The organism is Ktedonobacter robiniae (assembly GCF_016587375.1).
Lineage (GTDB): Bacteria > Chloroflexota > Ktedonobacteria > Ktedonobacterales > Ktedonobacteraceae > Ktedonobacter > Ktedonobacter robiniae.
The window spans coordinates 1,525,931-1,551,347 of sequence record NZ_BNJG01000001.1 but is presented as its reverse complement, the minus strand read 5'-3'; the positions used below and the strand labels follow the sequence as shown (position 1 = coordinate 1,551,347).

General features: G+C 54.2%; 23 protein-coding genes. 13 read left to right on the top strand and 10 right to left on the bottom strand.

Going from position 1 to position 25,417, the window contains the following annotated elements; translation table 11 throughout:
* Positions 1 to 60 precede the first annotated feature (60 nt).
* Positions 61 to 270, bottom strand: a complete 210-nt coding sequence (locus tag JMJ04_RS06315; protein WP_201369684.1) for a type II toxin-antitoxin system HicB family antitoxin — start codon at positions 268 to 270, stop codon at positions 61 to 63.
* 216 nt (positions 271 to 486) lie between these two features.
* Positions 487 to 816 (bottom strand): hypothetical protein, encoded by a 330-nt coding sequence (locus tag JMJ04_RS06310; protein ID WP_201369683.1) that lies wholly within the window; start codon positions 814 to 816, stop codon positions 487 to 489.
* Positions 817 to 1,120: 304 nt separating this feature from the next.
* Between JMJ04_RS06310 and JMJ04_RS06305 the strand changes: the two genes are divergently transcribed.
* The 5 genes from JMJ04_RS06305 to JMJ04_RS06285 all read left to right on the top strand — a co-directional run bounded on the left by JMJ04_RS06305 (position 1,121) and on the right by JMJ04_RS06285 (position 10,652).
* Positions 1,121 to 2,677 (top strand): MFS transporter, encoded by a 1,557-nt coding sequence (locus tag JMJ04_RS06305; RefSeq protein WP_201369682.1) that lies wholly within the window; start codon positions 1,121 to 1,123, stop codon positions 2,675 to 2,677.
* Positions 2,678 to 2,865: 188 nt separating this feature from the next.
* On the top strand, positions 2,866 to 3,420 hold the full coding sequence (locus JMJ04_RS06300) for a CvpA family protein (protein WP_201369681.1): 555 nt from the start codon (positions 2,866 to 2,868) through the stop codon (positions 3,418 to 3,420).
* A 189-nt stretch (positions 3,421 to 3,609) separates the two neighbouring features.
* A complete protein-coding gene (hflX, locus tag JMJ04_RS06295; protein ID WP_236037934.1) occupies positions 3,610 to 4,935 on the top strand; it encodes a GTPase HflX in 1,326 nt (441 codons plus the stop codon).
* 338 nt (positions 4,936 to 5,273) lie between these two features.
* Positions 5,274 to 7,046 carry a methyl-accepting chemotaxis protein gene (locus JMJ04_RS06290; protein WP_201369680.1) on the top strand — a complete coding sequence of 591 codons (1,773 nt, stop codon included), beginning with the start codon at positions 5,274 to 5,276 and terminating at the stop codon, positions 7,044 to 7,046.
* 456 nt (positions 7,047 to 7,502) lie between these two features.
* Positions 7,503 to 10,652 (top strand): FHA domain-containing protein, encoded by a 3,150-nt coding sequence (locus JMJ04_RS06285; RefSeq protein WP_201369679.1) that lies wholly within the window; start codon positions 7,503 to 7,505, stop codon positions 10,650 to 10,652.
* A 74-nt stretch (positions 10,653 to 10,726) separates the two neighbouring features.
* On the opposite strand, the gene JMJ04_RS06280 is transcribed toward JMJ04_RS06285, so the two are convergent.
* The 3 genes from JMJ04_RS06280 to upp form a co-directional block, all read right to left on the bottom strand.
* Complete coding sequence (locus JMJ04_RS06280) at positions 10,727 to 11,542, bottom strand: M55 family metallopeptidase (protein WP_201369678.1); 816 nt, start codon at positions 11,540 to 11,542, stop codon at positions 10,727 to 10,729.
* Between the two features lie 108 nt (positions 11,543 to 11,650).
* A complete protein-coding gene (locus tag JMJ04_RS06275) occupies positions 11,651 to 12,064 on the bottom strand; it encodes a hypothetical protein (RefSeq protein WP_201369677.1) in 414 nt (137 codons plus the stop codon).
* Positions 12,065 to 12,174: 110 nt separating this feature from the next.
* Positions 12,175 to 12,843: a uracil phosphoribosyltransferase gene (gene upp, locus JMJ04_RS06270; RefSeq protein ID WP_201372332.1), complete on the bottom strand. Its 669-nt coding sequence runs from the start codon at positions 12,841 to 12,843 to the stop codon at positions 12,175 to 12,177.
* 348 nt (positions 12,844 to 13,191) lie between these two features.
* On the opposite strand from upp, the gene JMJ04_RS06265 reads away from it, so the two are divergent.
* The 4 genes from JMJ04_RS06265 to JMJ04_RS06250 are packed head-to-tail and all read left to right on the top strand — an operon-like array spanning position 13,192 to position 15,821.
* The gene (locus JMJ04_RS06265; RefSeq protein WP_307811645.1) at positions 13,192 to 13,500 is read left to right on the top strand and encodes a DUF503 domain-containing protein; all 309 of its coding nucleotides are present in this window, start codon (positions 13,192 to 13,194) and stop codon (positions 13,498 to 13,500) included.
* A gap of 7 nt (positions 13,501 to 13,507) precedes the next feature.
* Positions 13,508 to 14,299 carry a WecB/TagA/CpsF family glycosyltransferase gene (locus JMJ04_RS06260; RefSeq protein ID WP_201369676.1) on the top strand — a complete coding sequence of 264 codons (792 nt, stop codon included), beginning with the start codon at positions 13,508 to 13,510 and terminating at the stop codon, positions 14,297 to 14,299.
* Positions 14,296 to 15,309: a bifunctional heptose 7-phosphate kinase/heptose 1-phosphate adenyltransferase gene (locus JMJ04_RS06255; RefSeq protein WP_201369675.1), complete on the top strand. Its 1,014-nt coding sequence runs from the start codon at positions 14,296 to 14,298 to the stop codon at positions 15,307 to 15,309. The genes JMJ04_RS06260 and JMJ04_RS06255 overlap by 4 nt, the downstream gene beginning before the upstream one ends.
* Positions 15,306 to 15,821, top strand: a complete 516-nt coding sequence (locus tag JMJ04_RS06250) for an adenylyltransferase/cytidyltransferase family protein (RefSeq protein ID WP_201369674.1) — start codon at positions 15,306 to 15,308, stop codon at positions 15,819 to 15,821. Before JMJ04_RS06255 ends, JMJ04_RS06250 begins: the two co-directional genes overlap by 4 nt.
* 86 nt (positions 15,822 to 15,907) lie before the next feature.
* Here the strand turns inward: JMJ04_RS06250 and JMJ04_RS06245 are convergent, their stop codons facing one another.
* Positions 15,908 to 16,756 carry a PIG-L family deacetylase gene (locus JMJ04_RS06245; protein ID WP_201369673.1) on the bottom strand — a complete coding sequence of 283 codons (849 nt, stop codon included), beginning with the start codon at positions 16,754 to 16,756 and terminating at the stop codon, positions 15,908 to 15,910.
* A gap of 367 nt (positions 16,757 to 17,123) precedes the next feature.
* Here JMJ04_RS06245 and JMJ04_RS06240 point away from each other — a divergent pair, with 367 nt between their 5' ends.
* Positions 17,124 to 17,915 (top strand): phosphate signaling complex PhoU family protein, encoded by a 792-nt coding sequence (locus JMJ04_RS06240; RefSeq protein WP_201369672.1) that lies wholly within the window; start codon positions 17,124 to 17,126, stop codon positions 17,913 to 17,915.
* 78 nt (positions 17,916 to 17,993) lie between these two features.
* On the opposite strand, the gene JMJ04_RS06235 is transcribed toward JMJ04_RS06240, so the two are convergent.
* Entirely contained in the window at positions 17,994 to 18,731 is a 738-nt protein-coding gene (locus tag JMJ04_RS06235) for an SGNH/GDSL hydrolase family protein (protein ID WP_201369671.1), read from the bottom strand.
* A 170-nt stretch (positions 18,732 to 18,901) separates the two neighbouring features.
* Positions 18,902 to 19,471 carry a beta-class carbonic anhydrase gene (locus tag JMJ04_RS06230; RefSeq protein WP_201369670.1) on the bottom strand — a complete coding sequence of 190 codons (570 nt, stop codon included), beginning with the start codon at positions 19,469 to 19,471 and terminating at the stop codon, positions 18,902 to 18,904.
* Positions 19,472 to 19,845: 374 nt separating this feature from the next.
* Between JMJ04_RS06230 and JMJ04_RS06225 the strand changes: the two genes are divergently transcribed.
* Both JMJ04_RS06225 and JMJ04_RS06220 read left to right on the top strand, forming a co-directional pair.
* Positions 19,846 to 20,274 (top strand): response regulator, encoded by a 429-nt coding sequence (locus JMJ04_RS06225; RefSeq protein WP_201369669.1) that lies wholly within the window; start codon positions 19,846 to 19,848, stop codon positions 20,272 to 20,274.
* 142 nt (positions 20,275 to 20,416) lie between these two features.
* Complete coding sequence (locus JMJ04_RS06220; protein WP_201369668.1) at positions 20,417 to 21,607, top strand: HEAT repeat domain-containing protein; 1,191 nt, start codon at positions 20,417 to 20,419, stop codon at positions 21,605 to 21,607.
* Positions 21,608 to 21,682: 75 nt separating this feature from the next.
* On the opposite strand, the gene JMJ04_RS06215 is transcribed toward JMJ04_RS06220, so the two are convergent.
* The gene (locus JMJ04_RS06215) at positions 21,683 to 22,408 is read right to left on the bottom strand and encodes an SRPBCC family protein (protein ID WP_201369667.1); all 726 of its coding nucleotides are present in this window, start codon (positions 22,406 to 22,408) and stop codon (positions 21,683 to 21,685) included.
* Positions 22,409 to 22,888: 480 nt separating this feature from the next.
* On the opposite strand from JMJ04_RS06215, the gene rplI reads away from it, so the two are divergent.
* Positions 22,889 to 23,344, top strand: a complete 456-nt coding sequence (gene rplI / locus JMJ04_RS06210) for a 50S ribosomal protein L9 (protein WP_201369666.1) — start codon at positions 22,889 to 22,891, stop codon at positions 23,342 to 23,344.
* Positions 23,345 to 23,436: 92 nt separating this feature from the next.
* On the opposite strand, the gene JMJ04_RS06205 is transcribed toward rplI, so the two are convergent.
* Positions 23,437 to 25,044 carry an NAD(P)H-hydrate dehydratase gene (locus JMJ04_RS06205; protein ID WP_201369665.1) on the bottom strand — a complete coding sequence of 536 codons (1,608 nt, stop codon included), beginning with the start codon at positions 25,042 to 25,044 and terminating at the stop codon, positions 23,437 to 23,439.
* Positions 25,045 to 25,417: the final 373 nt, after the last annotated feature.

Below are 25,417 nucleotides of genomic sequence, written 5' to 3'. Positions count from 1 at the left end.
CACACATTATACTGCCTCGATCCGCTCTCGTCCAATGGTAGTTGGCTTTAATGCTAAGTTCTATGCCACGTAAATTTTTGGAGGTGAGAGTGTTTCCCCGTGCTTTTGGGCGTCTTCAATCCACATATCGAGCACTTCAAGTATATTTGTCATGGCTTCTTGATAAGTATCTCCATGCGTCTTTACACCTGGAAGCCCTGGAACGCTGGCAATGTAAATGCTGTCTCTTGGGTCCCATTGGATTGTGATGGAATAGTGGCTAGTGTTCATCGCGTTCTCTCACCTTCCTTAAGGCAGCTTGTACCTCATTAATTTGGTATCGTCTCGCGTCATCTCCATCGCTGCCTGATAGGTTGACAAAGATAGGAGGGTACTATGAATGTATCCACTTGGTATGGCTTCCTTTGCCAGGTCGCATAAGAAAGCCTGCTTTTTGAAGATCAGCTTTCAGTTGCCTGACTTTGCGTGGCATGGTTTCTTCCTTTTCTATAATACCATAGGCGACTTTCCATCTGAGCTGTCCTTTTGTAGTGATTGTGCGTGTTTGATTATGTTCTGATATTCCTCCAGGGCGACTTTAGCCTCGCGCTCGCGCTGGGCGCTGCCTATGAGGATGATGAGTTGCTGGAGCTGCTCGGGTTGAAGTTGCCCCAGGGAATGGGCCTGGATAATGAGCCGGGGGAAGCGCGCTTCGATGATTTTGAGCAGGATATGATGCAAATCCTGGCATTGTTGGGCCTGTAGATCTGCCTGGACCTGGGCTTTTATCTCCTGGTAGATCCAGGTGTTCTGCAAATCATAATATTTGCTTGCCATCGAAATTGTCTCCTCTCTTCACCCTGGGAAATATACATGCTTTATTTCTCTTATACCGCTCCCAGCTGGAAAAGCGGAAAGTCTGTCAAGAGGGGATGCGCTACCCTTTTGCGACTGGAAGAATCTCCTACTTAGCAGCGGGGAGAACGCAGTTGCTACGGGGTAGCGTCTGACTTTTTCTGTTTTGGGACGTATTATCAAGAGAACCTTTTTGCTATGAGGCGTGGTAACAGAGGTACAAGTGCAAACGTAGTAAGGTTAGCTGGACATATTGGGGAAATACTGGTAGAAAGTCTGGTAGACCATGGTGCAGAGTACAGATCAAGCGCAAAACGCTCAAGTGTCCAATAAGAATAGTTCCGGTCGCGTGCGACGTGTGTTGCGCAACCGCAACTTCTTATTACTCTGGTTGGCACAACTTATCTCCTTGACGATTCTCAATGCCACAAACTATGGCGTGATCGTGCTCGTCAACAATGTGACGCAATCGGTCTTTATGGCTGGCCTGGCTATTATTTCGTTTACCCTACCTGCCATCCCTTTTAGCGCCATCGCGGGCGCGATTGTGGATCGCTTGAATAAGCGCCAGGTGCTCTGGGTGAGTAATATCTTACGCATGGTGACGGTATTGTTGATGTTCATCTGCATTGTCTTCAACCGGAGCAACCTCTGGCCCCTCTTCCTGCTGACCTACTGTACCTCGCTGATTGGACAGTTCTTTATTCCCGCTGAGGGGTCATCCATTCCCTTGCTGGTCGGCGAACGCGATCTGATGCCCGCCCTCTCGCTCTTTAATATCTCCATCACTATTTCGCAGGCCCTGGGCTTTCTTATTCTTGGGCGCCTGGTAACCTCGCTCTTCTCACCCTTTACAGTCCATATAGGCAAGCTGGCCTTTAATGTGCAATCCATCGATATGCTTTTCCTGCTGGTCGGCGTGCTCTACGCGGTTTGCGCTGGCTTAATCCTGCTTATCCCATCGCGTTGTTTTGCCGAGTCGCACCTCAAGCAAGAGAGGGAGCGGCGTGGAGATAGGACGGTGAAGGAGACGCTGGCACGCCTCTGGGCAGACCTGGGTCAGGGCTGGCGCATTGTGCAGGTCGATAACCTGCTCTTCTTCTCGGTGGTGCAACTTTCGGTTGTGGGTATCCTACAGCTTCTGATTGGTGAGTTGGCGGGTACCTTTGTCCAGCAAGTGCTGCACCATCCACCTGAAGATATGGCCTTGATCCTGGCACCGGCGGGCGTTGGCCTGGTTGGAGCTTCAGTCTTGATGACCCCGTTGACGGAGCGGATTGGGCGTATACGTTTGACGTTGATCGGGTTTATCTCGCTTGCGGTGGGCTTCTTACTCTTGCCAGCCATGCAGTGGCTCTCGCTGCGCCTTGACCCGGTGCATGGTGCATCATCTGCCTGGCTGCTCTGGTCGGTCATCCTACTGGTGACATTGCTGGGCGTGGCTATGGCGTGCGTGAATATTCCTACAAACACGATTATGCAGGAACGGGCGCCTGAAAATGGGCGTGCGCGTGTCCTGGCTTTTCAGTTTATGCTGTACAATGCTGGTTCCATCCCCGTCTTGCTTTTCGCGGGCGCGATTGCGCAGTTGCTGGGCTTCAATCTTTTGATAGTGGTGTTGGCGGCTTGTATGTTCTTCTTCTGCTTCTGGGCCTCGCGCTTTGGCAAACGTCAGCCTGGACGCAGGTCGCAACAGGATGCTCATGCCGCGCAGAAGCCTACGGAGAGCAAGGAAAGACAACAAGAGTCACTCCACTCAATAGAGGATATGTTTCCACCGATTCCCCAGGAGCCTCACACATACGCAGATTCTACTCCCAATGAGCAGCAACGTCCTTCATGAAGGTGTTTGCAGGGCCACATAGTGGCGAGAACTCGTATTCATAGACTACCTCCTGGTGCTGGGAAACCTATTTGTGACGCTTGTTCTGGCTGTCGCGTTTTCGATAATAAGAAACTCATTTTCGAAGAAACTCATTTTTGCTGTTATGCCTGCCTTATAGTTGGGTGCTTGCCAGGCGGAGGAAGAATATGCCTGATCTATTCCATCTAAGTGTGATTGATATTCTGTTTGTGCTGACCGTTCTCCTGATGGTGTTCAATGGTATTCGCAATGGTGCGATATTTAGCCTGATCAACATTATTAGCATACCCATAGGCTGGTTTGTCGCGTACGCCTATGGGCCAGAGTTCATCTCGATCATGGCCTCTGACGGGTTCGCGGCTACCCCCCTGATTGCCTTTCTGGCGCTGTTTCTCGGCGTTGTACTGATCTTTCATATCGCGGCAACGCTTATTCGTGGCACGACGCAACGTATTCCAGGCGTTGGCCTGGGGGATGCGTTGCTGGGTGGCCTGGTAGGTTTTGTGGAGTCCTGGCTCCTCTGGCTGTTGCTGCTCATTGTGCTGGGAAATTTCCTGGCGAGTGCACAAAGTGGGGCACCTCTGGGCATGCACGTTGATGCCGCTCAGTTGCGGGCTTGGCATGACTTTTACAATGACGCGGTCAATAATAGCCTTTTTGCCCGTGTGAATGCATTCTTTGTTCACGCGTTGCCGCCACTACCGCAGCCTCCACAGCGTTAGAGCGGTTGGGGCTGACGTTGCTAAAGCACGCGTCTACATATCATGGGACGAGGCTATCGCGCCTTGATATGTAGACGCGTGCTTTAGCAACGTCAGCGTCCAGAAGCAAGGGATTTACCCTTTGCGTTTCCCCTGAAGCTAGCGTACAATGAGCAGAGAGGCCAAAGCATGTAGCGTGCATGTAGAAGATTGGAGGACGTTACGACACACCGTTTGATCGATACCGGAATACGTCGGGGTCCAGAACGGGCCTATCTGGTGGCAGTTGAAGCTGATGAGCAAGAGGGGATGTGGGGCGCTGAGGACTCGCTTCAGGAATTAGAGGCCCTGGCAACAACTGCGGGCGCGGCGGTGCTAGGACGCATGATTCAACACCTGCCCCAGCCCGATGCACAGACCTATCTGGGCAAAGGCAAGGCCCAGGAACTGGTGGCACTCGATCAACAGCTCCAGCTCGATGTTGTCATTTTTGATGATGAACTTACCCCCACTCAACAGCGTTCACTCGATAAGATGCTGAACGCGCGCGTCATAGATCGTACCGCTCTTATTCTCGATGTCTTTGCGCAACGTGCTTATTCCCACGAAGGCCGTCTTCAGGTAGAACTGGCCCAGGCCGAATATCGCTTGCCACGCCTAGCGGGCAGTGGGACTTATACCCGGCAGGCTGGTGGTTCCCTTGGTGGTGGTGGTGTAGGTGGCGCGATTGGTGTGCGCGGCCCAGGCGAAACTCGGTTGGAACTGGATCGACGCCGGATTCGCAGCCGTATTTCCGCGTTACGCAAGGAGATTGAAGAGGCCCGGAGTCAGCGCGCTCTCCAGCGCAAGCAGCGTGTGGCCCAGGGGCTTCCCATGGTTGCGGTCGTAGGCTATACAAACGCGGGCAAGTCGACACTGTTTAATGCCCTGACGGAGGCTGGCGTACTGGCTGAAGATAAGCTCTTTGCCACGCTGGACCCGGTGACGCGTCGGCTCTTGCTGCCCAACAATCAAGAGGCCCTACTCTCCGACACGGTTGGCTTTATCCAAAAGCTGCCAACGCAGTTGATCGCCGCCTTTCGCGCTACGCTTGAAGAGGTGATTGAGGCTGATCTGTTGCTTGAAGTCGTCGATATCAGCCATGAGAATGCCTTTGAGCAGAGCGAGACGGTACACGATATCCTCGAAGAACTGGGAGCAGCCGCGAAACCCCGCGTGACCGCGCTCAATAAAATTGACCTGCTCACCGACCCCGATGTCCTTGATCCCAGCCTCTACAGCCACGCTGTGCCTATCTCAGCGGCTGAGGGCAAAGGCCTGGAAGAACTGTGTGCTGAAGTGGCTTCCGTACTCGCGGATACGATGGAGCAGCTAACGGTCTTACTCCCCTTTAGCCGGGGCGACCTGGTAGAATTGTTTCATCGTCGCGGCCTGATTGCCTATGAAGAACATGAAGACGAGGGGACGAGACTGATGGGGCGCCTCCCCCGTTCGCTCGCAGGCTATTATTCCCCTTACATTCAACCCCCCGCTTAAGCATAGCCATTTTCTCCTCAGCACCCAGGGGCTTCGTATAGGGTAAATAGGGATGGAGGCGGGCTGGCAATGCCAGCCCGCCTCCATCCCTATTTACCGGGCGAGCCACGTAGGGGCGAGAAGTCACATCATTGAATACTGCCTCATGGTGGATCACTCAAGAACGAGACATAACAAGAAAATAGCAGACAGATAGTTACAAAGGCTATGAACTGTACAGAAAAATACGAAATGTGATATGGTAGAGGTGAGTACTCTCAAATGTATGCCTTTAGAGTATGAGTATTAATTGCTAGCTGTTTTTGCTATTCTTTTGCTGAAAGTGCCAGGGAAGCGCTATGGCTGAACTACATCCTAAGTTGAAGAGTCGACCGATACCTCTGCGTGTCCGCTTGCGTGCTGCGCCCAGTGCTGAGCAGCATGAGCGTGCTCAGGTGGCTGAAGAGCAGGCTATAGCGGAAGTACTCTCCACCCAGTCCGTGCCCAATGGCGAGACCAAGGGATTATTTTCCTATGCCCTTGATGACGTCTCGCAGCGACGGGGCCTGCATATCAAGGAACTGTTACGCCTGGGGAATCTCTTGCGTGCCGATCTGCGCCTGGACGAGGTGCTCCAGCAGATTGTGGCCGCGATCGCAAACTGTACCGGATTTCGCGCGCTGGCCATTAACCTGGTCTATGAACAGGAGCAGGTGACACGTGTGGTGGCCTGCATTGGTGTCTCAACGGAAGATATCCAACGCTTGAGGGAGAATCCAGAGCCGCTTGAGGGGATGCTGGCTCTTATGCGCCCTGAATACCAGATCAGCCAGAGCTATTTTGTTTCACATACTCAGCTCCAGGAGAAGTTTGCGGACATTGTCAGTGTCCCGGCTGGCGTGCTGGATAGCTATGAAGAAGGGCAATGGCATCCTGAAGATACACTGCTCATCCCTCTGTACAGTTTACGCGAAGAACGGTTGCTCGGTATTCTCTCTCTTGGAGACCCGGAAGATGGTTTGATACCATCGCGGGAGAATGTTGAACTGGCTGAACTTTTCGCTCAGCAAGCAACAATTGCCATTGATAACGCACGCCTCTTTCAGGAGCGCGAGGAGGAGCATCGCGCTCTGGAAGAGGGGGTGGCACACTTGCGTGAGGAGATGGAGCAACTGCGAAGCGGTGATTTACGCGTGCGCCTGCATTCCCAGCACGAGAAACTCCAGCCGATTGCGGAGTCAATTAACACCGTAGTGGGCGAGATTGGTTCTCTGCTGAGCCGAGTACAGATGGTGACGCAGGCGGTGGACGAACATACACGTAGTGTGCGTCATAGCTCGGAGTCGCTGGCACGTAACATCGCGCAGCAAGAGCGGCAGGTCAATCAAATTTCCACCGTTATTGAGCAGATTGCCGAGCAGATGCAGTCGGTCTCGCAGAAGGCAGCAACGCTTTCGCAAACACTCATGGAGTCAGTTGAGGTGACTAAGGAGGCGCAGGGAGCCGTTGATCGTGCCGTGGATGGAATGGGCATGGTGCGTGAAGCGACCCTGGAGTCAGCGCGCACTATGAAGGCCTTGAGCGAGAGCTGTCAGCAGGTGAACGAAGTGGTATCGGACATCTCCGATCTCTCAGTGCGTATGCATCATGTGGCACTCAATGCCGCAATCGAGGCCACACGTGTGGGTGAACGTGGGCAGGGATTTGGCCTGGTCGCTCAGGAGATGCGCACGCTGGCAAGCTACGGTAGCCTGTCTGCTCGTAAGGTTGGTTTCTCTATTCGCGGCATTCAACATGAGACCACGGCAATGTCGCAGAGCGTGGAGCAGAATACGCAACGTGTCGTGATGCAGACCGAGCTAGTGATGCAGACCGGGGTAGCTCTGGAAGCAATTGGCGCCGTGACCGAGGAGTTTTCGAGTCTGGTAAAGAGTATCTGTGATACGTCTGAGCAGCAGATGCAGGGTGCGCAAATGGTGACGGGCTCTGTACAAGAGATCTTGCGTATGACAGGTGATATCACGCAGCATACACGCGAGATGCAGAGCTCTTTGAACCACTTATTAAACCTCTCTGATGCCCTACGTTCGCGGATGTCTGTCTTCCGTATTTCATATGATCTCCAGATGTAGCAAGCGATTTCTAGCTACTACGTGGCTCGCAGGGTAAGTCTATGATGGTGGGCTGGCAGAGCCAGCCCACCATCATAGACTTACCCTTAGAGATGCAGTGGGGCAAGAGGGAGGACGGGGTCCAGGGGCAGCGCCCCTGGCGGGGCTTGGGGTGTCCCCAAGTTCCCCCTCCCCCTCTTGCCGCCGTAGGCGGCAGAAACAACTTGTACATCAGGTTAAGTAGGAAAAACTGCTCAACAAGTAATGATGCGATTCGGCGTTTACAGAGAAAGCCCAGTTTCGACGATAGAGTTTGTAATAGCCAATGTACGAACTCGTTTGGGCCAGCGTCTTTATCAATTTGTGGCGGAGCAAGCGTGTTTTTCCAGCCTGCGGGTTACGCATCCCTTCAGCGTAGATGGCGTGTGGACCTGAAGTGTAGAACTGTTCTATGTTATTTGTTAGGGGAGCTTTTTGATGAACGCTGCGAGTAGTCCTCCAAGCTTCGGCTCTATTCGGTTTATAGCAGGGCCTTTAAATGGCCAGGTCTTTCAGCTAACGAAGACCTCTCTAGATTTTGGGCGTGATGGAGGCAACGATATCGTCGTGCCAGATCCCAAGGTATCACGTCGTCATGCACGCTTGTTCTGGAATAATGGCAACTGGTTTGTCGAAAATCTTTCCAGAACGAGCAATGTTCTGTTGAATCAAGGAAAGGTTCAGCAGGGGACTTTGGCGCTTAATAGTGTTGTCACTCTTGGTGGAGATAGTTCTTTTGTCGTGCTAGCGTTACAAGCTCCCCCGCCTCATCTGGTCTCGAATGCCCCTCCACTTGTCCTTTCGGCCCAATCCGCGGCAGTCCAGGTTCCTCCTACGCCAGTGCCTCCAGGCCCAGCACATATAGCCGGTGGAACTCCACCCGCAATACCCGCTTCTATGGGAGCTCCTCCTCCCACACCCCCGGCTAATGGGGTCCAATTTGGCCCGGTTGGTACTACACCGCCGCCTTCGCCGGTTCCTGCTCAACCTTCTGCCGCTGATCGTACCGCGATCGAGGGGATGCCTACGCTTGAGATTAGCAGTAATGTGCAGTACGGGACGCAGAAACAGGCCTTGTTGAAGCCCGTCATCAATATTGGGCGAAACCCGTCAAGCGATATCGTCATCAATGAGCCAGTTGTTTCAGCCTATCATGCGCAGATTATTCGCGAAGGTAGCGATTGGGTGCTGGTGCATCCTCATCCTTCGCGTGGCCGAACGCTGAATGGCCTGCTCTATCAAGGTCGAATTATCCAGGGCGATGAGCAGTTTCGTAAGCCGCTTGTGCATGGCGACATTTTTCGTATTGGCGACGAACATGGTACCCTGGTCACGCTAACCTATGATGATGGCAGTGGTGTCTCCCAGGAGATGCCGCCAGATATTCATCCTATCCCGCTGAATACTCCGGTCATTACCATGGGGCGCGCGCCAGATAATATGGTAGTGCTGAATCATCCCCTGATCTCTGCGCATCATGCACACCTGGAGCAGGGACCAAATAATACGCACCGCATTATTGATCACAATAGCACAAACCATACCTATGTGAATGGGCAGCGCGTCTCGCAGCAGGCGCTTAAGACGGGCGATGAGATCCGTATTGGCCCCTATCGCCTGACCTATACAGGCACGCAACTGACGCAGTACGATGAGAGCAGTAGTATTCGTATCGATGCGCTCAATCTGAACAAGCGCGGCAATAATAATGTGGTGCTCATCAACGATATCTCGCTCGTCATCCCGCCACGCAAGTTTGTGGCCCTGGTAGGTGGTTCAGGCGCGGGCAAATCAACGCTCATGGATGCCTTGAATGGCTTGCGCCCGGCACAGCAGGGGACCGTGCTCTACAATGGACAGGACTACTATCACAACTTGTCGGCCTTTAGTACGCAACTTGGCTATGTCCCACAGGACGATATCGTCCACCGTGAGCTAACAGTTGAGCGCGCGCTCTACTACGCAGCGAAGATGCGCCTACCAAGTGACTTTACAAAAGATCAGATTAACCAGCGTATCAACGAGGTGCTGGAAGATGTAGAGATGACTGAGCGGCGGAAGCTCCTGGTCAACAAGCTTTCGGGCGGGCAGCGTAAACGTGTCTCTATCGCCCTGGAACTCCTGGCGAATCCAAGCATCTTCTTTCTGGATGAACCAACCTCGGGCCTTGATCCAGGCCTGGATCGTAAGATGATGTTCCTCTTACGGCGCCTGGCCGACCGTGGGCGTACGATTATCCTGGTGACGCATGCGACAAATAATATTAACGCCTGTGATTATGTCTGCTTCCTCTGTCAAGGGGGACGCCTGGCCTACTTTGGTCCACCCAACGAGGCCAAGACATTCTTCAATAAGACCGACTTCGCGGAAATCTATAGCTCGCTGGAGCCATCGAAGGATCACCCAACTATTCCGGCTGAGGCCGAAGAGCGCTTTAAGGCTTCGCCCCTGTATTATAAATATGTGGTGGCTCCTTTGAACGAGGGTCAGGCCAAGCGTGCCAGCATTCCGCAGTCCCAGAATCAGATCAAGCGTGCCAGGGGGGGGAATCCCTTAAAGCAGTTTATAATCATGTCGATGCGTTACATCGAACTGCTCAAGAACGATCCCGGCAACCTGGCGCTGCTCTTGCTCCAGGCTCCGATCATTGCCCTGTTACTGGTCGGTATTATGCGCTTTGAAATTGGGACCGGCCTATTTGAGCAGAAGAATACCGTCCAGTGTCGCACGCAGATTCTGACAAATCAAGGACCTCTGGCCCTGCCCGAGGCGAAAACCAAGGAGAGCGTGGATTGCGGTATAGTGAAAAACTTCTTGCAGGATAATCAGGCGGGCCAGCAATTTGTGAAGCAGAAAAGCAATGATGTCGACACGGCCCTGCAAGATTTTATCGTGCCTGGACTGGGCTTTAATGGGGAGACCTTGCTCTTCGTCATGGCCTTTGCCACCGTTCTCTTCGGCTGTATCAATGGCTCGCGTGAGATCGTCAAGGAGGCCCATATCTACCGGCGCGAGCGCGCGGTCAATCTGGGTATCATTCCCTACATGTTCTCAAAAATCGTGGTGCTAGGGATTCTGTGTCTCTTCCAGAGCGCGGTGCTGCTGTTTATTGTCGAACTGGGCGAGCCCCTGGTGACAAGTGTCTTTATGCCGCCCATCTTAGAGGTATATATCACGCTGGTGCTGACCTCTCTGGCGGGCCTGATGATTGGCCTGGCTATCTCAGCGCTCTCGCCGAACAATGACCGTGCTGTAAGCTTTGTCCCAATTATTCTGATCCCGCAGGTCATCTTCTCAGGCGCGATTATCCCCTTTAAGGATAAAGCCATGCAGGCGCTCGCCTTCCTGTTCCCCACGCGCTGGGCCATGACGGCGCTTGGTTCCTCGGCGGGCCTGCACAGCGATAAGATCAATGGCGACAAACTGTTTGGCGATGACTTTACCTTCCATGGAACCATCTTCTCTACCTTTAGCCATACAGATGCGGTACAGCGTATTCTGATGTCCTGGGCCGCTCTGGGCGCCTTTGTAATCATCCTGACGATTGTGGTTGGGGTCTGCCTCAAACGCAAGGATGTAAAAGTGTAGTAAACCTGGCAGGTAACGCACACGGGGGAGGCCGACCGGCCTCCCCCGTGTGCGTTACCTGCCAGGTTTACTACTTAATGGCGGTACCAAAACTGGTCCCAGGCGTGCCAGAAGGTGCCGGCGGTCGAGGTCACTGTGCGCGCATCCTCGATCTTGACACCTGGCCGGTTGATAAAATCGCGAGTGTTGTCGGGCGTGGCAAGCTCGACTTTAAAGGTGACTGGCCCCTCAAATTTTAGGGGTTTGGGCCAGTTCTTTAAGCTGAGAGCCTGGGCCACGCGCATCTCGATGAGCGAGCAGGCATCTTTGGGGGCCATATTGACGGATGAGAAGCGTCCCAGGCCCTTTTTTACCTGTGCTGTGACCACCTCTGTCCCCAGCAATTGCTGGACCTCGCGGCAGGTCGCGGCATCGCCAGAGGCGAAGGCGACGGGCACATCCCAGCAGCCTGCAATCGCGGCCAGGATGCCGCTTTCTCCCACCAGGGTTCCATTGATCGAGGCGTTATGCCAGGATTCGGACGAGACGGTGTGGCAGAGTACGCCATCGGGAACACCCGCCATGGCGTGAGCGCCGACAAAGAGGATAGCGTCACACCTCTGCTCAAAAGCCTCAATATACCTGGCCCAGGGGTGCCCGAAGACGTACTCTGCGCCCGACTCCAGGCGTTCAGGAACAAAGCTCTTAAAATTATGCGCGCCGCCCGCACCGTGACAGTCGACCACGACCACGTCACGTGCCCCAGCCGCACGCGCTCCACGGACCGCCGCGTTCATTTCATCGGTGTAGAGCTTGCGACATTCTTCATAAATAGCTGTGCCGCTGGAGACCTGCTCCCACGTTTCGATGCAAGAGACGCCTTCCATATCGCAGAAAATAACTACACGCATACTCTTCTCGCTTTCATGCCTATAAATAAATAATGAGTAGGTGATGTGGGGAGTTATGACAGACAAAGCCTGTCATGACTCCCCACATCACCTACTCATTATACCCATTTACGCACGTTTGCTGCGAGGGCGGGCGCGTCGCTGAGGGCGCTGCTTAATCACGGGAGGATCGTATTCGCGGTAGACGCGTTTGCCTATCCGCCAGCCTATAAAGCCACAGACAATGGCTCCCAGTACGGAGAGGGGAACGAGCCAGGAATAATGCTGTATAGGTTGATTAGTGATCAGGAGTGAGAGGCCGACGGTCAGCATGAGAAATGTCATCAGGCCAATAACTGAACCGAGACAACAACCCAGCGGGCCTCCACTGGGTTCGAAATCTTCAGGGAAAAAAGGGCGTGGTGCGTTAGAGGGAGCCTTTTCGCTTTCTGAGGCGTCTTTCTTCTCGCCCTCAAGGGAGGCAGAATCTTCTTCTACCTGTGGCTCTGTCTGGGGTTGCTCGTTATCTGGTGCTGTGGACACGAAGCGACTTCCTCCTGCTTCTGGACGTGAATATAAAAAAAGATATCCGGCCCGCGCTGGCAGGCTGATTGATACATCAAGGCATACGGTGTCTATTATGCCAAATGAACCTAAAAAGTGCCGAACTGGCGATCACCTGCGTCGCCCAATCCAGGTACGATATAGCCCTGATCATTAAGGCGCTCGTCGAGGGCGGCGATATAAATGTCTATGTCTGGATGGGCCTCGCTCAGCTTGAGTAATCCGTAAGGGGCCGCGATAATACAAACGAACGAGATGCGCTGAATACCCTTAGCCTTGAGGATATTAACTGCGTCAATGGCGGAGCCGCCTGTGGCCAGCATGGGGTCGACGGCGTAGCAGATTTGCAGGTCGACTTTATGCGGCAGCTGATTGTAGTATTCCAGTGCCTGGAGTGTGCGCTCGTCGCGTCGTAGACCCAGGTGCCAGATCTGCACATCATGTAAGACCTCGCGGAAGCCTTCGGCCAGGCCTAGTCCCGCGCGCAGAATAGGGGTAATACCAATGCCACCAGCGAGTTTGTAGCCTTGCATCTGCTCCAGGGGCGTCTCAATGGTCTTCTCCCGTAAGGCCAGTCCCGCTGTTGCCTCATAGGCAAGCAGACTCCCAATCTCCTTGACCAGGCGGTAGAACTGCGCGGCGGGCGTCTCCTTATTGCGGAGCAAGGTCATTTTGTGCGCCATGACCGGGTGCCGGGAAATGTGCACGCGTGGTAGCTGTAAGACTTCGGTGCGACCAGGCTGAGGAATGCCCTGCATTGGCAGTTGAGGTCGCTCCTCCTGGCTGGAAATGTTTGACATAAAAATCTCTCCTTCGACATGGCAGCAGTGAATTCTCTGGAATTGTAGCAAAGATAGTGAGATGCGTCGAGCCTCTATTATTTTTGTGCAGTAGCTCTCAGGACTTCTCGCCACTGCGTGGCTCGTGGGGTAAGGGTGTGTGGGGCCGGGCTGACTCCGCCAGCCCGGCCCCACACACCCTTACCCAATAAAAGGAGGACTGAATGGGTGTAGTAGCCGCGTACGCAAGTAGCGAGAAGTAATCGCGTACGCAAGTAGCGGGAAGTAGCTATAGATGGCTGTTTGCTGTTATATGCATGGGGAACTATGCTATACTACGCCCATATGGTTATAGGAGCATGTCAAATCACGTTGCATCTACCAGGATGCCACTCGTTAAAAGAGAAGCGTCAGATCGTCAAATCTGTCGTGACGCGGGTACGTAACCAGTTCTCTGTGGCTATTGCCGAGGTGGAAGAGCTTGACCGCTGGCAGATCACCAAAATCGGGATCAGCTATGTAAGCAATGATGCCCAGCACGCACGTGAGGTACTGGATCATGCCCGCCGCTATATTGAAGAGACACGTCCCGATATTTTGCTTACTCACGCTGAAACTGAAGTTTTTCATTGGTAAATAAATTATGTCATCACCAATGCTACAAACCGAGCAGAGAGATTCAGACATTTCAGTCTCTGTGCTCGGTATTCGTGTGGATCGCCTCACACAGCGCCAGGCCCTCGATTATATTGATCAGCTTATCTCCCTGCGCCGTGAGCATAGCGAAGAGGTTCGCTGCCAGCAGGTGATTACCGTCAATACGGAATTCGTGATTGAGGCGCAGCGTAACACTGCCTTTCGTGCATGTATCAATGAGGCTGAACTGGTGGTACCAGATGGTATGGGCATCGTCTGGGCGACGCGCTACCTGGGCAAGCCTGCACCTGAGCGTGTGACCGGCACTGACACCTTACCTGAGCTCGCAAAACTATGTGCCGCCAGAGGCTACCGTCTCTATCTGTTGGGGGCCGCGCCAGGGGTTGCGGAGAGCGCCGCTGAGCGCTTGTGTGCCCTGGCGCCCGGTCTACAGATCGCTGGCACTTACGCTGGTTCGCCAGATCCCGCCGAAGAGGAGCCTATCCTGGAGCGTATTCGCCAGGCGCAGGCTGACGTTGTCTGTGTGGCTTATGGCGCTCCGGCCCAGGAACTCTGGATCTATCGCAACCTCTCACGCCTCCCGGTGGCGGTCGCCATGGGCGTAGGCGGGGCGTATGATTTCCTGGCGGGACGCAAGCTACGAGCGCCTAAAACGATGCAGCGGATGGGCCTGGAATGGCTCTATCGGCTCTACCGCGAGCCCTGGCGTATCTGGCGTATGCTGGCTATTCCTCGCTTCATGATACTGGTCTTACTTAAAGGACGAAAAAAGGCATGACGATACAAATCACCGATTCTGCGCGCCTCAAAGCAGTTATTGCGGCTTTTCAGGGGAAACGGGTGCTTATTATAGGCGATATGGTTGCTGATGAGTATCTTATTGGGCGTCCAACTCGTATCGCGCGCGAAGCCCCTGTCTTGATCCTTGATCTGTATGAGGAGCGAACTATCCTGGGCGGGGCGGCTAATGTCGCGGTCAACGCCAACGCGCTTGGCGCGGAGGTCTTCCTGGCGGGAGTCGTGGGTGATGATATCGTGGGTAAGCGTCTGCGCCAGGCGATTGAGGAGTTGGGTATGCACCAGGAGGGGGTTGTGACCGATAACACACGTCCCACCTCGACGAAGACGCGTGTCATGGCCGGTAGCTCCCAGGTGGTACGCCAGCATATTGTGCGCGTGGACCGGGTGAACAAGGCTGATATCTGTGAACCCAGCAAGAGCCAGTTATGTGACTATATTCGCGAAGCGCTACCGAGCATGGACGCCGTCGTGCTCTCTGACTATGACCTGGGTATGATCAGTCCAGAGATCATCGAGACCTGCGTGCCCCTGGCGCGTGAGTTGAACAAAGTGATTGTCGTTGATTCTCATGGCTCGTTGAGTCGCTTCCAGGGAGTAACAGCGCTGACACCGAACCAGCCAGAGGCGGAGAGCACCCTGGGGATGATGATTGAGACGCTGGAGGATTTGAACCAGGCTGGTGCCCGTCTTCTTGAAGAATGTAACGCTCAGAGCGTCCTGATCACACGTGGAAGCGAGGGCATGAGCCTCTTCGAGTTCGGTAAAGAGCCGTTGCATATTCCCATCTATCCGTTGCCGCATGCCAGCGAGATCGTCGACACCAATGGAGCAGGTGATACGGTTGCGGCAACCTTTACCCTGGGACTGGCCACGGGGGCATCCAAGGCGGAGGCTGCCTACCTGGCGAATGCCGCCGCGGCGCTGGTTGTGCGCCGCCTGGGCTGCGCCAGCAATACGCCTGAAGAGTTGAGGGGAATTTTGGCATGAGCAAAGAGATGATCGAGACGCGGAGCAAGGTACTATCGCGTGCGCAACTGGCACTAGAGGTCGCGCGCCGCCAGGAAGCGGGCGAGCGGGCCGTCTTTACCAATGGCTGTTTTGACCTGCTACACCTGGGGCATATTCGCTACCTGCAAGAGGCCCGCAGCCTGGGTGATTTCTTGATCCTGGGGCTGAATAGCGACGAGAGCGTGCGGCATCTGAAGGGGCCAACGCGCCCCCTGGTGTCCGAATTAGAGCGTGCCGAACTGCTCGCCGCCCTGGCCTGCATCGATTATGTCACGATCTTTGGTGAGCCTACGGCCAGCGAGTTGATCGTGACCCTGGAACCGGCGATTTATGTCAAGGGTGGAGACTACGCGGGGAGCGTGCATGGCGTGGATCCTGAGAAACTGCCCGAGGCCCGGATCGTCTTTGGCTATGGTGGCGAGGTAAGCCTGATCTCCTACCTTCCTGGTCACTCAACCACGGAATTGATCCAGAAAATTCAGCGGCTGTAATCATAAGTCATCCCGTCAGTAAAGATGAAGGGGTGGGCCTAGAGCAACCGCAGGTTGCTCTAGGCCCACCCCTTCATCTTTACTGACTATTTTAAACCCTCTACATGCGTGAAGAGGTCGTTCTCGCCCATGGTGTCATCACCCACGCGTGATGTGGCCAGTTGATAATATTCCGTGGCGCGCAGTTTGCGCTGAAACTCGGGAAGCATTTGTGCGACGGGGTTGCTGGGATTGACCTGGGTGCGATGCTGGGAGGCTGCCAGGATTTTGTCATCTTGCCAGCGCTCAACATCCAGGACGACATTGATTTGTTCATCGGTAAGCCCCAGTGTTTGTGGATCAGCATTCTTAAAGGGACCACCTGGTTCTTGCTCTTGTAACCACTCTGTCATTGTGAGAATTTGCTGGCGCGTCATACCTGTATAGTAGAGTTTGGCGGCTGAGTGCGCGGGTCCCAGGTCTGGATAGAGCGCACTATCAGCGGCGGCATGAAACGCGCTGGTAGTGTAGCGGTAGATAGCCAGGTGATCGGGGTGCCCGTCTGCGCCCGTTTCGTCGAAGGTGACAATGACCTGGGGGCGGAATTGGCGGATAATTTGTACCAGTTTGCCAACCACTTCTGCCGGGCGAGCATGGATAAAGGCGCGTGCATGCTGATTATCTGGTGCGCCTTGCACTCCAGAGTCGCGGTAGCCCAAAAACCACAGGTTATTCACACCAAGAAGGCTGGCGGCCATGCGCATCTCTTCTTCGCGAATCTCATCTAGATCGTCTCGTGTTTTGAGCAGGGGATCAGAGATTTCGCCCACCTCACCACGAGTAGCAAAGACCAGGCCGGTCTCAATGCCAGAGGCGCGATAGTGAAGCAGGGCACCACTAATGAATCCTTCGTCGTCGGGATGGGCAAAAACGCCGAGCAGTCGTTTCGTTGACATGGTTTCTTTCCTTTGCGTTTTTCTGCCTGGATGAAACTCCTTTTAACTGTATCGTATTCTAGGAAGCCCTGTCAACAGCAAGGAAACAGCTTAAGAGAGTTGGTTATGTTGCAGTGTGCGTCGCGGTCTTCACCCGCGACGCACACTGCAACGTAACCAACCTTTACTATACTCTATTACTCATCCCTTTAGATTAGAGCGAATAACCGCTGTAATACTCTATGTTTCCTATGCTAAATATGCTACACTATATGTGGTGAGGCGAATAAGGCACCTGAGGAACAAGCCAAGCGTGCTAAGATGGCAAGCTATGTAAGCCCTTCTTGGCGGAAGCCAGACAACTTTGATTAAGGAGTGAGCGGCAAAGATGTCACGTTCGATTCTAGATAAAGAATTGCAAGAGCTGGATGCGCAAATTATCCGCCTGGGGACGATGGTGGATGAGGCCCTGGAGAGAGCTTTGGAAGCCTTAGCGGCTGGTGACCTGGCGAAAGCTGGTATGGTCATCGAAAATGATGCATTGATCGATAGTCTGAGAGCCGCGGTTGAGGAGCGTGCCATTCGCCTGTTGACCCTACAGCAGCCACTGGGTGGGCGTGACCTGCGCTACCTGGCCTCGGTGCTTTCGATTGCGGGCGATCTTGAGCGCACTGGTGATGGCGCGGCTGGTATTGCGCAGAATATCCTGCGTATGACACCTCTGCGTGGGGATACGATGCCTCATGTCAAGATGGAGACGACTGGAATCAAGGATGCGGGCAGCGGAAATACGATCACGGAAGCCTCAATTATGAAAGGCATTCTCGACCTGGGGAAAGAGGCGAGGCGTGTCTTACAGGGCACCATTAAAGCCTTCAAGGATCGCGATGTGAAGGCTGCACGCTACATCTGGGAAGAAGATGATGTCGTAGATGTGCGTTACCACATGGTCCGTCATGACTTGATGGCTATGATGGGAGGCGCGCACGCAGTCCCAGCCCTCCTCAACGATTCCTTGATTCTCCAGCGCGCCACGTATCTCCTCTGGATGGCCCATAAACTTGAGCGCGTTGGCGATCACTGCGCCAACGTTTGTGAGCGTTTGCTCTTTATTGTCGAGGGTGATTCTTATGTACAGAATCTACCTCAGCAGGGGAAAGAGACGAAGCCGCAGGTATAGGGCTTCCAAGCGGATGGTGTTAATGGAAGTGTGGCTGGGCATTGCCCAGCCACACTTCCATTAACACCATCCGCTTGGTTATTTTTGAATGGCGGTCCAGAACTTGTTGGCCAGGACAGCATAGCCTGCTGAGCTTGGATGAAAGCCATCGCCGCTCACAAATTCAGGATGAGCCGTTAGCTCGCTCTGTTCGGCAAAGAGATCCACGACGGGATCATGGTAGCGCGCAGCCTCATGCGTGATGCCAGCGTTCCAGCGCTTAATCTCCTGCAGGATGCTAGCCTTCTGCGCGGGTGTACGCCCCCCAAAGCTGGGGAGGAGCGTCAGGTCTGGTAAATTGGCCAGTACGATGCGAGCATGGGTACCTGTCTGGAGCTGATCCAAAAGCGTATGCAAGTCACTCATGTAGCTCTCATAGGTCACACCGTCTACAAAATCATTAGCAACCAGCCAGATGGTAATCAGCTCTGGCGAAGTCGAGAGGGCCAGGGGCAGCTCGTTCGCGAGCGCTTTATGCAGAGTGCTGCCGCTGACGCCGAGGTTGATGAAATGTGAACCCCGTGGCAGGTGCTGTGCGATGCGTGGTGCATATCCCTGCGTCTCTGGATCGGTGCTGCCGACCCCTACGGCATCCGAGGCCCCAAGGGCCACATAGGTGAGGGCCTTACCGTTTAGCAACTGTTTCCCATTCGCGGGCCGCGTTGGGGTAGGCTGTGCGCTTTGATTGCTGTCTCCGTTACAGGCGCTACAGAAGAGGAGCAGAGCCAGCAGACAGACGCCCACTAACGCCCTGCCTGATCGAATGCGTTGTCTCATATGTCCTTGCCAATTGCAATAGGTATTCTTGAGTATTAAATAGCTCACTTCTCATATTGTAGCGTATTTAGACATCCATCTACCAGCGATATGCCCTCCACAGAGAAAAGGAGGAGTGGGATGGATGTGCGGGCGAATCGTTCGCACACCCATCCCATTCCTCCTTACAATTATGCACGGGTATCGCGGTCTACTACAGTGAGCTGGCCACTCTGGATGTCGATAACCAGGCCATGGATGGGGATGCGGGGCAGGTAGGGACTCTGACGAATGATCTCAACGACCTCGTGGACATTCATATGAACATCATGAAAGGCACCAAGCCAGCTTAGAAGCCCATTAAGGTCGCTCAGATTTTCGCGCTGGATCAACTGTTGCGGATCGACTCCCAGGGCTTGCATGGAGGCAGTGAGCACAGCGGGATTCACGTGTGCGAGGCCGCATTCCGTATGGCCGACGACGAGCACTTCGCGTACCCCAAGGAGGTAGACTCCACCCGCGAGAGAGCGAATAAGATCATTAGCACCCCCGGTCCGCTCTGGCTGCGAGATAGTGGCTCCCGCCGTACGTAGCTCCAGGGCATCTCCCCGCTGAAGCCCAAGGGCCTGCTCAAACATTGTCACCAGGCGACAATCCATGCAGGTGACGACGGCTGTGCGCTTACGCGGTGTATGCCCAATCAACGCAGGCCGCTGGGCCTGTAGAAAGCGCTCGTTATTAGCCAGAATTTCCTCTAACATAAATGGCAATCCTTTCATAATTTCTCATGCACAACTTATTAGTTTGTATGGTGAACAGACCACACTTATTTCTGGATTAGGGTGTGGTTGGTGCGTAGTGGCAGCCGCAGGCTGCCACTACGCACCAACCACACCCTAACCTGGGCGAGCGCCGCAGGCGCGAGAGGTGATGCAAAAAAACACATAAAGCAAGGCTCCAAGAAGAGAGACGTTGATCAGACTCTGGAATAAGAACGTTAACTCTTACAGAAAGCAATTACAGCTATTTCATATTTGTATAGAATTAGATAAAGTAATAAATGTTTGCATGTTTTTGTTGTATACTTATGCTCATATACAAATATTTTTCGTTTATTTTGGAAGGGAAACGTTGGGTGAAGAAAAAAGTATTGATTGCGGAAGATATTCGTTCATTGCGTGTAGTGTGTAAGCATATTTTGCGCGGAAATGGATATAACGTCCTGGAGGCGCGGACGGGTGAAGACGCCTTCTGGCTTAGCCTCTATGAGCGGCCTGAACTCGTCATTACCAGTGGGACCTTGCGGCGGATCAACGGCATCCTGCTCACACGGGCGCTGGCTACCCACCGGGCGACGTCAAATATCCCCTTGCTCTTTGTGGTGGGTACGCCCTCTCAAGAGGAGCCGAGTTTTGTCGATCACCAATTACAAGATCCACAAGACTCATTGAATATCTATACACCCCTGTATACGCCCCTGGACTCGAGGGACCTGTTAGTTTCGGTCGAAAGGTTCCTTGAGCTTACAGGGCAATGGGAGGGAGAACAACAGAAGCGGGCCTGATAGCCCTGTGGACTCCAGGCTGTGCGCGAACGTTCGTGTCTATCTGTACGAAACCCTCCAGGTATGCTATAGTGTCAAATATATGCCACTTATACGCTGACATAGAAGGTGGAATATTACGTCATTGAAAGATAACGTACCATTGGTAGAATCAGACAAACTGGAGCATGACAAGCTTGGCTATCTTGGTCCTACACCCCCAGTGGGACAGTTGCCTCCCAAGGGAGAACGGCTCTGGATTGAAAATTCTGAACAGCTTTTGCACGCGGTAGAACTACTTAAGCAATCACCTGTAGTGGCGATAGACGCGGAGTTTACACAGGTACGCTCTCTCTCTGCGGAGAGTAATAGCAGTACTGTTCCGCGCCTGGCGCTATTGCAACTGGCTATTGAGAAACAGTGCTTTGTCGTAGATACTCTCCGCCTGAAAGATCTCTCACCGTTGAATACAGTGGTGAGCGATCCTAATGTTATAGTTTTGCTGCATGGAGCGGGGGCTGATCTGCGGGTCATGGCCGAGCGAGGCGTGTTCGTGGCGCACTACTATGACCTGGAAGCAACCAGTCGCTCGGTCTTTGGGCAGCATGAGTCTTCGCTGGCAGCTATGCTCTGGCGGGCCTTTCATATGCGGCTGGATAAGAGCTTGCAACGAACAGATTGGACGCGGCGTCCCTTACCACCGGCTATGGTGGCCTACGCGGCGCGTGATGCCGAGGTGACATTAGCCCTGTATTCCTGGCTGGGTCAGCATTTCCATGCCGTTCTCCAGTTGCATGAATATCCTGGCCAGACGGAGCGGGTGGCATCCTGGATCGAGCCTTTCCTGCGTGGGACCGCGCATACCTCGCCCGAGATGGCGGTAATGGAGGCCAGGGCCGAGGGAATCATTCGCAACAAGGCTCAGATCTATGCCGATTGTCGCTATGCCCTGGCAAATGTGACCCATCCTATTCGGCGCAATCGCCTGTTGCGCCTGGTCACTGATCTCATGCTGACACGCATGGCGCCTGATATTCTGCCGCTGTTGCAGGCCTCGACCTCTGATGAGCGGGCTGGAAGCGCGCGTACACTGGGACGCCTGGGGATCAAGAGCGCACTAGAGCCACTACGCCTTCTGCTGCAAGATCCAGTGCAAGATGTACGCAAAGCCGCAGCCAACGCCATTCGCAATCTGGATGAGCGCGATCCGCACCAGCAGCGAAACATGCCGACGCGCACAGCGGATGGCGCACGCAGTTGGGTTATTGAGTCGAGTGAAAGCGAGCAGGCGAGCGCGAATGCTGGCGACGAGAACGACTGGAAGTCGCGCCTGCGCTCCATGATGGATGCCTAGTTCACATAAAGAAGGGGTGTGGTGGTGGATTGGCTGCGCCAGCCCATCACCACACCCCTTTTTCTATTACCCTACTTAGGCGCGGCGTGGAAGACGCGTGCCAAGCCAGACAAGAAATAGGAGCCCGGAGAGAATACTGGCCTGTCGAAGGCGCGTGGCCCAGAGCACCTCTTGCTCCGGATTGCCCTCGCCCAGGCGTAGCAGGCGCACAACTTTTAGCGAGACGGGATAAGCAACCTCCCCATTGGAAGAAGATGCATGAGAAGAAAGAATGATGAGATCGTCCGTCTGTGGGTGAGTTGAGGCTGGCTGCTGCTCCTGGTGCTGGCGAAGTTGTTCGGCGAGTGCGATAAAAAACTGTTGTGTAAGCAACTTGGCCGCTCCACGTGTGACGAGCGGGGGAACGAGTTGGCCGAAGGTAATATTGCCTTTGTAGGCCAAAACGGTGTTCCCATGGCGCTCATTCAGATGAAGCGTCCCTTCACCGCTGATGGCGTTGGTCGTTTCGGCCCCCTCCAGGGTAAAGTGGCAGTAGTAGGGAGCGTGCCGGTCAGTAATTGTGAGCTGTCCTGTATACATTCCCACGAGTGGCGCCTGCTGGATGCTGAGCGAGACAGCATAGGTCTCCTTCCCTCGCTCCTCAATCTGAGTCAATCCGGGAAGGGCGTGTCGCAGGACGGCTTTGTCTGTTAAGCACTGCCACACCTCTTCTGGTGATGCTTGCAGTGTGTACGTGCCCTCAATATTCATAAGCCCTGGGTGGCAAAAATCCGTCTGCCTGCTGGCGACGGGAGGAGCCACCCGCTCCTTTCCTTGTTCGTAGTTCTAGCCATCACTCCGTTCAATGAGGAACAGTAGCAATGACCGATGCCTTGTCCTACAAGGGGTGAGTGTGTGATAATGCCCTTTTCTCGCGCTTGATGAGTGCGCTAGCTAGCATGTAGATACTACTAAAGTTAATAATGACTGTGATTATTAACTATTATAGGGGAGATGCGAAGATGTCGCAACCGCACAGCCGGAGAGACTAGGGCTTTTCGCTCTCCTATGGTGCTTGCCTTAGTTCTCTGCGCGAGCTTGTGGAATAAGGGGTATGTGTGCGTAAAAAACGGCAAAGCCGTTGTTTTACGCACACATACCCCTTCCCCTGAGCGCCGTAGGCGCCAAGGCTCTACTCGTAATGCTTGCGTTCGTCTAGCACAGGGTGTATACTACTGCGGTATAAATGCGTGAGGAGGTAGTCGGGTCTTTGCCCCACCTCTGTAAGGAGCTTGAACAGCAATGAAAGTAATTCTTTTAAAAGATGTACAGGGTCTGGGAAAGGCCGGCGACCTGAAAGAGGTCGCGAACGGATATGCTCGCAACTATCTCTTGCCCCAGCAGGTAGCGGCTGCGGCGACTCCCAGCCTGCTCTCAAACCGTACACAGCGTATCGCCGCTGAGAAGCGCAAGCAGGAAAAGTTGGAAGAGACGAATCGCCAGCTTGCCGAGCGCCTGGGCCAGGTCTCGCTCACCTTTAAGGCGCGAGTTGGTACGCAGGGTCGCCTCTATGGCTCGATTACAAGCCAGGATATTGCCGCCGCGTTGCGCGATGCTGAGAAGCTGACCGTAGATCGCCGCACTATCGAGCTTGCCGAGCCTATTCGTGCCCTGGGCACTTTCCAGGTCCCCGTCAAAATTGCTCCTCAGTTGGAGCCTAAATTGACGGTGAGTGTCGTGGACGAGGCCGCCAAGTAACTACCAAGAACTGCAAAGTCCATGCTCCACGAGTAAGGAGAGAGCCCTGCCAGCCACCAGCTAGCAGGGCTCTCTCCTTACTCGTGGAGCGATTATTTCTCCTCGTAGCGCTCTGTGATATCACTTCCTGGACGATATGCGTTATGCTTGATATCGCGCATGACCCGGGGCAGATGGGGGAGCAGGTCAGAGGCTAATAAACCCGCATTACCCAGTTCCACGCTGACACGCTCACCCGCGTAGCTGTGGATGTAGACCGCCAGGCTGGCAGCATCAAAGGGGTCGAGTTCTTGGGCCAGGAAGCCTGTGACGATTCCCGCCAGGATATCACCGGTGCCAGCGGTCGCCAGGGCGGCGTTCGCCTTCCAGTTCAGGCGTACCCTGCCATCGGGATGGGCGATGATCGTGCAGGCCCCTTTCAGCACAAGCGTTACCTGCCACTCCTGAGCCTTCTCCCTCGCCAGCGCCAGGCGATCAATCGAGCCACCTGAGACCTTTTGCCCTTTGCAGAGGCGGCTCATTTCACCTGGATGGGGCGTGATGACTGTGCCCTCAGGGAGGAAGGTCCACCAGTGCTCCAGGGCGGAAAGGTTGTTGAGTCCATCAGCGTCGATCACGAGGTGGGGACGCTTCTCCGTCGGTTCTGAGCGCAAGTATTCCAGGACTTGCAGAATTGTCTCGCGGGTCTCAGGCGATTGTCCCAGGCCTGGACCCATAAGCAATGCGCGATAACCCGGCAGGTGGTCGCTTAGAGCCTGGGCGCGCTCGTGCGTCTTGCCGCGATTCAGTTCGCTGGTGGGACCCTCGGGCAGGATGGCAAAGGTGGCTTCATGGAGAGAACTGGCATAGATGGGAAGGGTTTTCTCAGTCACGGCCAGCGTAATCAAACCAGCGCCCACACGCCCGGAGGCACTACCAGCCAGGTAGGCGGAGCCTGGATAGGCTGCTGAGCCACAGAAGAGCATGACCTTGCCAAAGGTGCCCTTATTGCTGTTAAGGGGCCTGTGAGGAAGGTAGGAGTGGCAGAAACCCTGATTAAGCATCTCCGTCTGGAGATGGCTCTCTAAGTCAGTAGGGAGCCCAATAGAGCCCACATGCAGCTCACCGATATACTCGCGGGCCGGGAAGAAGAAGAAGCCCTGTTTAGGGCAGGCGAGCGTGATGGTCATATCGGCCTTGAGCGTTCCAGGATCGACCTCGCCGGTATCGGCATTGACTCCAGTGGGCAGGTCGATGGCGACAATTCGCAGTTCTGGGCGTTGCTCGCCTTCACGTTTTACGCGCTCAAGCAAGGCGCGCATATCATCGCTCAAGGGACGAGAGGTGCCTGTGCCCAGCAACGCATCAACCACATAATCCGCGCTCTGGAGCACAGATTCTAGCTCTTGGCTGGTATGACGTTCATCGATATCCTGCCCCCGCACGGTTAATTTGTGTTGCTTCCAGGCGTAATGGCTGACCAACGCACCTGCTTTGACCAGGTGTTCAGCCATGACCATACCATCACCACCATTATTGCCGGGTCCGATCAGGAAGAGAACTTCGAGGTCGTTGATTGAATGGTGCGGAAGGAGTTGCGCCATGAAGATGTCTGCGGCGCTATTGCCTGCATGCTGCATAAGGATAGGGGATGTCAGACCGTGCTGGCGTTCTGCCTGAGCTTCCAGTTCTCTCATCTCCTCGATGGTAACGATATGCATGACGGCCCTCCAAGCCTTCGAAATGTGTGAATGTGTAGATTGCTCTGTCCGCTATATACAATATTTATTGTAAGGGGTCTGCTTCAATCCTGGAGCATCCCTGTCTTGTTGCCCCCGCTTTCTTTGCCGCGCACTAGCGCTAAGCAGTGGCGCCTCTGTATATTTAAGCATATTTGGCACGCTAAATGTGCATGTTTTTGCGTAATGCCTCGCGCTTGCGGCGCTCAGGGGTAAGGGAGTGTGAGTGGAAAACGGCAAAGCTGTTTTCCACTCACACTCCCTTACATATCATTCACAAGCCCTGGGTCTGGCACTTTTACTCGTTTCCTTCAGCGACAAATGTTGATATAATAGGTGTTACACAAATTTGGCT

Bases quoted from the DNA above. Each gene is read 5' to 3' on its own strand.
- JMJ04_RS06280 (WP_201369678.1), bottom strand. From the start codon at position 11,542: ATGCGTGTAGTTATTTTCTGCGATATGGAAGGCGTCTCTTGCATCGAA.
- JMJ04_RS06260 (WP_201369676.1), top strand. From the start codon at position 13,508: ATGTCATCACCAATGCTACAAACCGAGCAGAGAGATTCAGACATTTCA.
- JMJ04_RS06310 (WP_201369683.1), bottom strand. From the start codon at position 816: ATGGCAAGCAAATATTATGATTTGCAGAACACCTGGATCTACCAGGAG.
- JMJ04_RS06305 (WP_201369682.1), top strand. From the start codon at position 1,121: ATGGTGCAGAGTACAGATCAAGCGCAAAACGCTCAAGTGTCCAATAAG.
- upp (WP_201372332.1), bottom strand. From the start codon at position 12,843: ATGCAGGGCATTCCTCAGCCTGGTCGCACCGAAGTCTTACAGCTACCA.
- JMJ04_RS06300 (WP_201369681.1), top strand. From the start codon at position 2,866: ATGCCTGATCTATTCCATCTAAGTGTGATTGATATTCTGTTTGTGCTG.
- rplI (WP_201369666.1), top strand. From the start codon at position 22,889: ATGAAAGTAATTCTTTTAAAAGATGTACAGGGTCTGGGAAAGGCCGGC.
- JMJ04_RS06255 (WP_201369675.1), top strand. From the start codon at position 14,296: ATGACGATACAAATCACCGATTCTGCGCGCCTCAAAGCAGTTATTGCG.
- JMJ04_RS06250 (WP_201369674.1), top strand. From the start codon at position 15,306: ATGAGCAAAGAGATGATCGAGACGCGGAGCAAGGTACTATCGCGTGCG.
- JMJ04_RS06230 (WP_201369670.1), bottom strand. From the start codon at position 19,471: ATGTTAGAGGAAATTCTGGCTAATAACGAGCGCTTTCTACAGGCCCAG.
- JMJ04_RS06285 (WP_201369679.1), top strand. From the start codon at position 7,503: ATGAACGCTGCGAGTAGTCCTCCAAGCTTCGGCTCTATTCGGTTTATA.
- JMJ04_RS06245 (WP_201369673.1), bottom strand. From the start codon at position 16,756: ATGTCAACGAAACGACTGCTCGGCGTTTTTGCCCATCCCGACGACGAA.
- JMJ04_RS06290 (WP_201369680.1), top strand. From the start codon at position 5,274: ATGGCTGAACTACATCCTAAGTTGAAGAGTCGACCGATACCTCTGCGT.
- JMJ04_RS06235 (WP_201369671.1), bottom strand. From the start codon at position 18,731: ATGAGACAACGCATTCGATCAGGCAGGGCGTTAGTGGGCGTCTGTCTG.
- JMJ04_RS06240 (WP_201369672.1), top strand. From the start codon at position 17,124: ATGTCACGTTCGATTCTAGATAAAGAATTGCAAGAGCTGGATGCGCAA.
- JMJ04_RS06315 (WP_201369684.1), bottom strand. From the start codon at position 270: ATGAACACTAGCCACTATTCCATCACAATCCAATGGGACCCAAGAGAC.
- JMJ04_RS06205 (WP_201369665.1), bottom strand. From the start codon at position 25,044: ATGCATATCGTTACCATCGAGGAGATGAGAGAACTGGAAGCTCAGGCA.
- JMJ04_RS06265 (WP_307811645.1), top strand. From the start codon at position 13,192: ATGCTATACTACGCCCATATGGTTATAGGAGCATGTCAAATCACGTTG.